Genomic DNA, 9,289 nt, shown 5'->3' with positions numbered 1-9,289 from the left:
CTTGTCCCGGCCATCCACGTTCTTGTCCGGCGCCCGCGTGGATGCCCGGGTCAAGCCCGGGCATGACGGTGAGCGCGGCGAGAGATCCCGGGTTCGCGCTAATGCGCGCCCCGGGATGACGTGCTTTCGCGCGTCACTTCTTGGTCTTGCCGAGATCCTTGACGGCTTCGAACGTTGCGAACTCGACATTGTAGAGCTCGCCATCGACCTTCTCGACCTTGCGGATGTAGATGTTCTGCACGATGTCGCGGGTCTCGGGGTCGATCGAGATCGGACCGCGCGGGCTCTCCCACTTCTGGCCCTTCATCGCCTCTATCAGCTTGTCGCCGTTGGTGTCGCCACCGGTCTTCTTAAGCGCTTCGTAGATCAGGTGGATGCCGTCATAGCCGCTGACCGCCATGAAGCCGGGACGGTTGCCGAACGCCTTCTTGTAGGCGGCGACGAAATCCTTGTTCAGCTGCGAGGGATGCGCCGCGGAGTAGAGATGCGCGGTGACCGTGCCGAGCACGGCGTCGCCCATGTTGTTGAGCAGGTCATCGTCGGTGACATCGCCCGGCCCGATCACCTTGATGCCGGCCTTGTCGAGACCGCGCTCGGCATACTGCTTCATGAAGTTACCGCCTTGGCCGGCCGGCACGAACACGAAGATCGCGTCGGGCTTGGCGTCCTTCATGCGCTGCAGGAACGGCGCGAAGTCGGGATTGGCGAGCGGGGTCTTGACTTCTTCGACGACCTCGCCGCCACCCGCGGTGAAGTGCTGCTTGAAGAAGTTGAGCGCGTCATTGCCCGGCGCGTAGTCCGAGGTCAGCGTCGCCACCTTCTTGATGCCGTTCTTCACCGCCCAGTCGCCGATGATTGTCGAGGACTGCGCCAGCGTGAAGCTGGTGCGCACGATATAGGGCGAGCGCTCGGTGATGATGGAGGTGCCGGCCGCCATCACGACTTCGGGAATCTTGGCCTGCGTTGCGAGCGGCGCGGCCGCGAGCGCCGCCGGCGTCACGCCGAAGCCGGCGATGAAGTTGACCTTGTCGTTGACGATCAGCTCCTGCGCGGCGGTCTTGGTCTTGTCCGGAATCGCGGCGTCGTCCTTGAGGATGATCTCGACCTTCTTGCCGGCGACCGTGTCGCCCTTCTGCTGCATGTAGAGCTTGATCGCGTTCTCGATCTGCTTGCCGGTCGAGGCCTGGCCGCCGGTCATCGGCAGGATCAGGCCGACCTTCACACTGTCCTCGGCCGTGGCGGGCGCGACGGCCGCGAGGCTTGCGATGGCGGCCGCCACGGCGGTCCGCGAGAAAATCTTGCGTTCGAACATCAGATGTCCCTCCCCTTCATTCCTGACTCTTGTGCCCTGGACCGAGTGCCCGGCCCTTGCATCAAACTTAGCCCACGCGCGAGCATAATCGTGGGCCACATGGGCGTCTTTCGCGCCCTCCTTGTCAATCGGACGTTTGGCGACCCTTCAGCGCAACCCGCGCGTTCCGATTGCCCAACGACTGAAAGCGGGGCTGCCAGTTACGTCGGAGTAACCCGACAACTCATCCGCCCCAAACCTCATTTGTACGAATGTACAAAGAAAATGGACTTGTCAACGAAAACCCCTGCCGCTGACCACGCCAAGTTGTCGCGAGCAGTCCGCCGCAGTCTAGAAACGGCGGTAATGAGGTGGATGGAGGATTTCGTCTTTCCCTTGCAGAATTCGGACATCCGCGCAGCAAGGGCGGCCGCGACCCGGTAATAAATTACCTGTCCTCGAATAAGTCTATTTTACCTTGTTGAAGGCTAACCTGATTTCCGCCGGCTCAAGCCGGCGTCCCATGACCGAACGCGTGCACGCTCCCACAATGTCCAAGACTTTTCGTTCCGCCGTCGTCCTGGTTGCGCTCGCTGCGGGAGTGTCCGGCTGCGGAACTGTCAACGAAAAGCTCTCCGCCGGCATGGGCGACACCATCCCGCAATGGGCCGGCGGCCTGCCGGCCGATGCGCCGCCGCGACCGGGCACGCCGCAATACGATGCCTACATGAAGGAACGCGAACGCAAGCGGCTGCTGCCGGCGGCAGATCGCGAGAAGGAAGAGCAGGCACAGAAGGGCGCGACGGGGACAACGTCGGCCGGCGCGGTGCGCTGAGGGGGCGAATGGCGAATAGGGAGTGGCGAATAGGACCACCCTCTATCTATTCGCTACTCGCCATTCACCATTCGCTAATCCACGAACACCACGGTCTTGCGGCCGTTGAGAATGACGCGGTCGTCGAGATGGTAGCGGATCGCGCGGGCGAGCACGCGACGCTCGATGTCGCGGCCTTTACGGACGAGATCCTCGGGCGTGTCGCGATGGCTGATGCGCTCGACGTCCTGGTCGATGATCGGGCCTTCGTCGAGATCGCGCGTGACGTAATGCGCGGTGGCGCCGATCAGCTTGACGCCGCGCTCATGCGCCTGGTGATAGGGTTTTGCGCCCTTGAAACCCGGCAGGAACGAGTGGTGGATATTGATGCAGCGGCCGGAGAGCTTGGCCGACAGATCGTCCGACAGGATCTGCATATAGCGGGCAAGCACGACGAGATCGGTCTTCGTCTTGCCGACGAGGTCCATGATCTGCGCCTCCTGCTCGCGCTTGGTCTCCCTGGTGACCGGCAGGTGATGGAACGGGATGTCGCCGAAATCGAGCCCGGCATAGACCTCGCGCGGATGGTTGGAGACGATGCCGGTCAGCGTCATCGGCAATTCGCCGGTGCGCCAGCGATAGAGGATGTCGACCAGGCAATGATCGGACTTCGACACCAGCAGCATCACCTTGCGATGCGCGGCGCGGTCGCGCATCTGCCATTCCATGCCGAAACGCTCGGCGATCGCGGCAAAGCCGGTCTGCAGCGCCGACAGTTCCACGGCGAGATCGGCCGCGGTGAACACCACCCGCATGAAGAACTTGTTGGTCTCGGTGTCGTCGAACTGCTGGGCGTCGAGAATGTTCTGTCCGTTGTGGGCGAGGAACGTCGACACCGCCGAGACGATGCCGGGTCGATCCGGACAGGACAAGGTCAGAACATATTGATGGTCGGGCATGTTGATGAACAGGCTTGCCTCTTGATGAAGGTTTGTGCAGCGGAACGATCCGCGATTTGCACCTGCTCTAGCACCGACGCGACCCTTGCGCCAATCCCGGGCCAGGAGTCAGGATGAACGGACGATTGCGATTTGTACCGGAGCATCCCCATGGCCGACCGCTTGAACGGCACCCGCATCCTGATCCTGGAAACGCGCGAGGAAGCGCAGTTCTCCAAGCTTCTGGCCGAGCAAGGCGCCGAGGTCGTGCAATGCCCGATGTTCACCATCCAGGATGCGCCCGATCCCACTCCGGTCGAGGCCTGGATCCGCCGCGCCATTGACGAGCCCCTCGACGATCTCGTGCTGATGACCGGCGAAGGCCTGCGGCGGATCATGAAGCTTGCCCGCGCCCGCGGGCTCGACGCCGCCCTCGTCGCGGCGCTTGCCAAGACGCGGAAATTCACCCGCGGCCCAAAGCCCGGCAAGGCACTGCGCGAAGTCGGCCTGGACGCGCAGCAGATGACCGAGAAGCCGACGACCGAGGGCGTGATCGAGATGTTGGGCAAGCTCGATCTCAAAGGCCGGCGCCTCGGCCTCCAGCTTTATCCGGACAAGGACCACAGCGCGCTGACCGGCGCCCTCGCCGCGCAAGGCGCCGCGGTCGATACCGTGCTGCCTTATGTCTACGATTCCAGGGCCGCGGACGCCAACATCGTCGCTGCGATCGACGACATGGCCACGGGGCGGATCGATGCCCTCGCGCTGACCAATCTTGGCCAGGTCCGCCGCCTGATCGAGGCTGCGAAGGCGCATGGCAGCGAGGCCAAGCTGCGCGCCGGCCTCGAACGGACGCTGATTGCGTCGGTAGGCCCGGCGGTTTCCGGCGAGCTTGCCGCACACGGCCTGCGCACCGATGTCTCGCCGGCCGAAGACGCCTATTTCATGCGCCCGCTGATCTCGGCGATGGCCACAGCGCTGGCAGAGCGGAAGCCGATGTCGGCCAGATAGGAGCTGAGCGCGGGAGCGGCATGCGGCGGCTCCGATTGACACACGCGTCGCCGGCCCTACCCTGCCGGAAATGAAAAGAAACCACACGGGGCAGGGAATCGCCGTGACACGAGCCGTCGCGCCTTGAGCACAGCCTTACGACCTTCTGCGCTCGCGCCGTTCCGCATCCGCAACTACCGCTTTCAATGGCCGTCGGATCTGCTCACCTCCTGGGCGTTCGAGGTCGAGACGCTCGTGCTCGGCTGGTACATCATGGTCGAGACCGGCTCGGTGCTGCTGCTGACCGTGCTTGCCTCGCTGCAGTTCGTCGGGACCCTGGTCGCGCCGGTGTTCGGCATGATCGGCGACCGGATGGGCCACCGCGATCTCCTCGTCGTGATGCGTCTTGCCTATACGGTGCTGTCGTCGACCATCATGGTCTTGGCGCTGAGCGGTCATCTGTCGCCGCTGAGCGTCATGATCATCGTCGCGATCATGGGCCTGATCCGCCCCTCGGATCTCGGCGTCCGGGGCGCGCTGCTCGCCGAGATCATGCCGGCCGAACAACTGGTGGGCGCCATCAGCGTTGCGCGCACGACCCAGGACAGCGCGCGCATCGCCGGAGCGTTGACCGGCGCCGGGCTGTTCGCCGTCCTCGGCATCGGCTTCGTCTATGTCGCGATCGCCTGCCTCTACTTCACGGCCGCGCTTCTCATGCTTTGCCTGACCCGGCCGAAAAGGACGGTCACCACGAGCGATCTTCCCGCGAACAGCCACGCCATTTCGCGACTGTTTGGCGACCTCAAGGAGGGCATTGTCTACGCCTGGAATGGCCCGGGCATGAGCGCGGCGCTGTGTGTCGCCTTCCTGGCCAATCTCACCGCATTTCCCTTCACCGGCGGACTGCTGCCTTACATCGCGCGGGAAATCTTCCAGACCGACCAGACTGGCCTTGGCTATCTCTCGGCGAGCTTCGCCGTCGGCTCACTGATCGGCTCCATCACGCTGAGCCTCGTCGGCGGACTGCGCATTGCGCGGCTGCTGATCGGCGCGACGCTGGCCTGGTACGCCATGCTGCTGATCTTCGTCGAAGTCAGGACCATGCCGGTGGCGATGGCTTGCCTCGTTCTCGCCGGGATCGCCCAGAGCATGTCGATGATCTCGGCAGCCGTGATCCTGATGCGAACGGCGAGTGCACATCTGCGCGGCCGCGTCATGGGCGTGCGCATGATGGTGATCTACGGCCTGCCGCTCGGATTGCTCGCCGCCGGTAGCCTGATCGACGTCATCGGCTATTCCGCGACGGGCTCGCTCTATGCCGCCTTGGGCATCATCGCGATGCTGGCGATCGCGATCCGCTGGCGCGCTGACCTCTGGCCGTCTCACGCCCCCGCCAATGCGCGGTGACGGCTATTCCTTATCCCCGTACCCGCGCAGCCGCTCGATATCGAGGATGGTGACGCCGCCGTATTCGAGCCGCAGCAATCCCTCCTTCTCCAGCCGGTTCAGCGCCCGGTTGGCGTTCTGGCGGGACATGCCGGAGAGCGCGCCGATCTCCTCCTGGGTGATCTCCAGATGCGCGGTCGATTCCGGATAGAGGATCGGGTTGAACAGCGAGGCGATGCTGCGGGCAAGGCGCGCGGTGGCATCCAGCGTGCGATTGACCTCGAGCATGCCGATGAACTGGCCGAGCCGTTCGTTGAGCTGGCGCACCAGAAACCGGTTGAAGCCGACGCTGTTCTCGAACAGCCACATGAAGGCGCTGCGTTCCATCAGTGCGACGCGACTATCGCGCAGCGCGACCACGTCATAGCGGCGCGGCTCGTTCTTGAGCACGCTGCCCTCGCCGAACCAGGCCCCTGCCGTCAGCCCGGCGAGGCTGGTCTCCTTGCCATCGCGCGAGACCCCGCCCATGCGCGCAAGGCCGCCCACCATGCCGGCCCAATAGGCGAAAATATCGCCACGCATGAACACGGTCTCGCCGGTGCCGTAAGACCGCTCCGTGATTCCGGCGCGCGCGACCTCGATCTCCGCTTGCGTGAGCTCGCGCGACCAGGCAGCGACGCGCCTCAGATGATCTTCTGAAATCATGATGTCGCGACCAGCCGCACCGTTTCGTCACTCCACCTTCTGCTGCATTGCAACATGATGATTTCGGCCGCCATCCGACGAAAGATGAAGACCGCTGCCGCCCCGCAAACTTTGTCGCAGAATTGTCAGCCGGGAGACATTTCAAAATAGCGCTTTCCCCTATTGAGGACCACCTCGGACGATGCGGCTTTTGATCCCTGACGGGAACGAGAGTGGCGCGGCTCCGGTCGAGACCATCTGCTGCATGGCCTGACCGGTACCGCCGTATTAGGATCGCCGGGCAGGAACGGACGAAGAGCGCCGCTAAAAAGCGCCATCACCGGGAGGGATTCGTTTGGTGGCTACCAGTCTTGAAGTGCGCGGCGTGTCCTTGCGATTCGGCGGCGTCCGGGCGCTGACCGACGTCGGCTTCGCCATCAGGGAGGGCGAGCTGTTCTCGATCATCGGTCCCAACGGCGCCGGCAAGACCTCGATCGTGAACTGTATTTCCGGCCGCTACAAACCGACTGAAGGCCAGCTGTTCTACCAGGGCCGCGACATCACCGGTTTGACGCCGAACGCGCGGGCCTCGCTCGGCATCGGCCGCACCTTCCAGAATCTTGCGCTGTTCCACCACATGAGCGTGCTCGACAACATCATGGTCGGCCGCCATCACCTCCTGAAGAACAATTTCCTCACGGGATCGCTGTACTGGCTCACCGGCGCGCGCAAGGAGGAGCTCGAGCACCGCCGCAAGGTCGAGGAGATCATCGACTTCCTCGACTTGCAATCGGTGCGAAAGGCCACCGCCGGTACACTCTCCTACGGCCTGCGCAAGCGCGTGGAGCTCGCCCGCGCCATGGCGCTGGAGCCGCGCCTCATCCTCCTCGACGAGCCGATGGCCGGCATGAACTTCGAGGAGAAGGAGGACATGGCCCGCTACATCGTCGATCTCAACGAGGAATTCGGGATGACGGTGGTGATGATCGAGCACGACATGGGCGTGGTGATGGACATCTCCCACCGCGTCATGGTGCTGGATTTCGGCAGGAAGATCGCCGAAGGCGATCCGGCGACGGTGCTGGCCGATCCCCACGTCAAGCGTGCCTATCTTGGCGAAGAAGACGAGGTGCTGGTCGATCCGGACGACGCTGCGCCCGCGCAGGAGAGCGCGGCATGATGGATTACGCAGGACGCGTCGCCCAGGCCGACACCTATCCCAAGATGCTCCGGCTCAACGCCAAGGAGCACGGCAACGAAATCGCATTGCGCGAGAAGGATCTCGGGCTCTGGCGGCTGTTCACCTGGAACGACTATCAGGCCCGCGTGCGCGACTTTGCGCTCGGTCTCGTCGAGATGGGCCTTGGCCGCGGCGACGTCGTCGGCATCATCGGCGACAACCGGCCGGACTGGGTCGCGGCGGAAGTGGCGACGCACGCCATCGGCGGCCTCAGCCTCGGACTTTATCGCGACGTGCTCGACGAGGAGGCCTCCTATCTCCTCAACTATGGCGAGGCGCAGCTCGTCTTCGCCGAGGACGAGGAGCAGGTCGACAAGCTGCTCACCCTCGCCGACCGCGTCCCGAAGCTGAAGCACATCATCTATTCCGATCCGCGCGGCATGCGGAAATACGACGACCCGCGGCTGATGTCGGCCGAAAAATTCGCCGAGCTCGGCCGCGCGCGGGCCACCCGGGAGCCGGAGCTCTACGACAGACTGGTCGATGCCACCAAGGGCGAGGACGTCGCGATCCTCTGCACGACGTCGGGCACCACCTCTCACCCCAAGCTCGCGATGCTCGCCGCCGGCCGCGTGCTCGGCCATTGCGCGACCTATCTCGCCTTCGACCCCAAGGGGCCCGATGACGAATACGTCTCGGTGCTGCCGCTGCCGTGGATCATGGAACAGGTCTACGTGCTCGGCAAAGGTCTCTTGTGCCGGATGAAGATCAACTTCGTCGAAGAGCCCGACACGATGATGAACGATTTGCGCGAGATCGCTCCGACGTTCGTGCTCTTTGCCCCCCGGGTCTGGGAATCCATCGCCGCCGACGTCCGCGCCAAGGTGATGGACGCCACGCCATTGAAGCAGCGCATGTTCGATGTCGGCATGAAGTCGGGTCTGGCCGCACTCGCTCAGGGCAAGCGCTCGGGCTTTGCCGACGCGATCCTGTTCCGCGCGCTGCGCGACCGGCTTGGTTTCACCCGCCTGCGCTCGGCCGCCACCGGCGGCGCGGCGCTCGGCCCAGAGACCTTCAAGTTCTTCCAGGCCCTGGGCGTGCCGCTGCGCACGCTGTACGGCCAGACCGAATTGCTGGGTGCCTACACGCTGCACCCCGAGGGCAAGGTCGATCCTGACACCACCGGCGTTCCGATGGCCGACAGCGTCGAGATCCGAATCGACAATGCCGACATCCACGGCGTCGGCGAGATCGTGGTGCGGCATCCCAACATGTTCCTGGGCTACTACAAGAACCCGGAAGCCAGCGTCGCCGACATCAAGGACGGCTGGATGCTGTCGGGCGACGCCGGCTATTTCAACGCGAGCCAGCAGCTCGTCGTCATCGACCGCATCAAGGACCTCGCCGAGACCTCGCGCGGCGAGCGCTTCTCGCCGCAATTCATCGAGAACAAGCTGAAGTTCTCGCCCTACATCGCGGAGGCCGTGGTTCTGGGGGCCGGACGCGACGCGCTCGCGGCGATGATCTGCATCCGCTACTCCATCATCTCGAAATGGGCGGAGAAGAACCGCCTCTCCTTCACGACCTACAGCGATCTCGCTTCACGGCCCGAAGTCTACAAGCTGCTGCAGAAGGAGGTCGAGACCGTCAACGCCACGCTGCCGCCGGCCCAGCGCATCTCGCGCTTCCTGCTGCTCTACAAGGAGCTCGATGCCGACGATGGCGAGCTCACCCGCACGCGAAAAGTACGCCGCGGCGTCATCAACGAGAAATACGAAGGCATCATCGACGCAATCTACCGCGGCGATGCCGACATTCCCGTCGACACCGTGATCCGCTTCCAGGACGGCACCACCCAAAGGGTACGCACGACATTGCGCGTGGTGGATTTGGGCGGTCACGGGCACATGGCGGAGGCTGCGGAGTGATGCAGTCTACGGCCGCACACTCTGCCCTTCGCCTCTCCCCGCTTGCGGGGAGAGGCCGGAGCGCGTCAGCGATCCGGG

8 protein-coding genes are annotated in these 9,289 nt (G+C 64.2%); 5 read left to right on the top strand and 3 right to left on the bottom strand.

Going from position 1 to position 9,289, the window contains the following annotated elements; genetic code table 11:
* Positions 1-133: 133 nt before the first annotated feature.
* Positions 134-1,312 carry an ABC transporter substrate-binding protein gene (locus Q0743_RS20215; protein WP_298243254.1) on the bottom strand — a complete coding sequence of 393 codons (1,179 nt, stop codon included), beginning with the start codon at positions 1,310-1,312 and terminating at the stop codon, positions 134-136.
* Positions 1,313-1,841: 529 nt separating this feature from the next.
* Here Q0743_RS20215 and Q0743_RS20210 point away from each other — a divergent pair.
* Positions 1,842-2,126 carry a hypothetical protein gene (locus Q0743_RS20210; RefSeq protein WP_298243253.1) on the top strand — a complete coding sequence of 95 codons (285 nt, stop codon included), beginning with the start codon at positions 1,842-1,844 and terminating at the stop codon, positions 2,124-2,126.
* A 74-nt stretch (positions 2,127-2,200) separates the two neighbouring features.
* On the opposite strand, the gene purU is transcribed toward Q0743_RS20210, so the two are convergent.
* A complete protein-coding gene (gene purU / locus Q0743_RS20205; protein ID WP_298243252.1) occupies positions 2,201-3,064 on the bottom strand; it encodes a formyltetrahydrofolate deformylase in 864 nt (287 codons plus the stop codon).
* 150 nt (positions 3,065-3,214) lie between these two features.
* On the opposite strand from purU, the gene Q0743_RS20200 reads away from it, so the two are divergent.
* Together Q0743_RS20200 and Q0743_RS20195 are read left to right on the top strand one after the other, a co-directional pair.
* Positions 3,215-4,054, top strand: a complete 840-nt coding sequence (locus Q0743_RS20200; RefSeq protein WP_298243251.1) for a uroporphyrinogen-III synthase — start codon at positions 3,215-3,217, stop codon at positions 4,052-4,054.
* Between the two features lie 123 nt (positions 4,055-4,177).
* Positions 4,178-5,440 (top strand): MFS transporter, encoded by a 1,263-nt coding sequence (locus Q0743_RS20195; RefSeq protein WP_298243250.1) that lies wholly within the window; start codon positions 4,178-4,180, stop codon positions 5,438-5,440.
* 3 nt (positions 5,441-5,443) lie between these two features.
* On the opposite strand, the gene Q0743_RS20190 is transcribed toward Q0743_RS20195, so the two are convergent.
* Complete coding sequence (locus tag Q0743_RS20190) at positions 5,444-6,124, bottom strand: Crp/Fnr family transcriptional regulator (protein WP_298243249.1); 681 nt, start codon at positions 6,122-6,124, stop codon at positions 5,444-5,446.
* 337 nt (positions 6,125-6,461) lie between these two features.
* Here Q0743_RS20190 and Q0743_RS20185 point away from each other — a divergent pair, with 337 nt between their 5' ends.
* Positions 6,462-7,283: an ABC transporter ATP-binding protein gene (locus Q0743_RS20185; RefSeq protein ID WP_298243248.1), complete on the top strand. Its 822-nt coding sequence runs from the start codon at positions 6,462-6,464 to the stop codon at positions 7,281-7,283.
* The gene (locus Q0743_RS20180; protein WP_298243247.1) at positions 7,280-9,211 is read left to right on the top strand and encodes a long-chain fatty acid--CoA ligase; all 1,932 of its coding nucleotides are present in this window, start codon (positions 7,280-7,282) and stop codon (positions 9,209-9,211) included. The genes Q0743_RS20185 and Q0743_RS20180 overlap by 4 nt, the downstream gene beginning before the upstream one ends.
* The last annotated feature ends 78 nt before the right edge of the window (positions 9,212-9,289 follow it).

This window comes from uncultured Bradyrhizobium sp. (assembly GCF_936943645.1).
Taxonomy (GTDB): Bacteria; Pseudomonadota; Alphaproteobacteria; order Rhizobiales; family Xanthobacteraceae; genus Bradyrhizobium.
This window is presented reverse-complemented; position numbering and strand designations above follow the sequence as displayed.

What these genes read in the sequence shown, in the direction of transcription:
- Q0743_RS20215 (WP_298243254.1), bottom strand. Translation starts at nt 1,312, where the DNA reads ATGTTCGAACGCAAGATTTTCTCGCGGACCGCCGTGGCGGCCGCCATC.
- Q0743_RS20210 (WP_298243253.1), top strand. Translation starts at nt 1,842, where the DNA reads ATGTCCAAGACTTTTCGTTCCGCCGTCGTCCTGGTTGCGCTCGCTGCG.
- purU (WP_298243252.1), bottom strand. Translation starts at nt 3,064, where the DNA reads ATGCCCGACCATCAATATGTTCTGACCTTGTCCTGTCCGGATCGACCC.
- Q0743_RS20200 (WP_298243251.1), top strand. Translation starts at nt 3,215, where the DNA reads ATGGCCGACCGCTTGAACGGCACCCGCATCCTGATCCTGGAAACGCGC.
- Q0743_RS20190 (WP_298243249.1), bottom strand. Translation starts at nt 6,124, where the DNA reads ATGATTTCAGAAGATCATCTGAGGCGCGTCGCTGCCTGGTCGCGCGAG.
- Q0743_RS20180 (WP_298243247.1), top strand. Translation starts at nt 7,280, where the DNA reads ATGATGGATTACGCAGGACGCGTCGCCCAGGCCGACACCTATCCCAAG.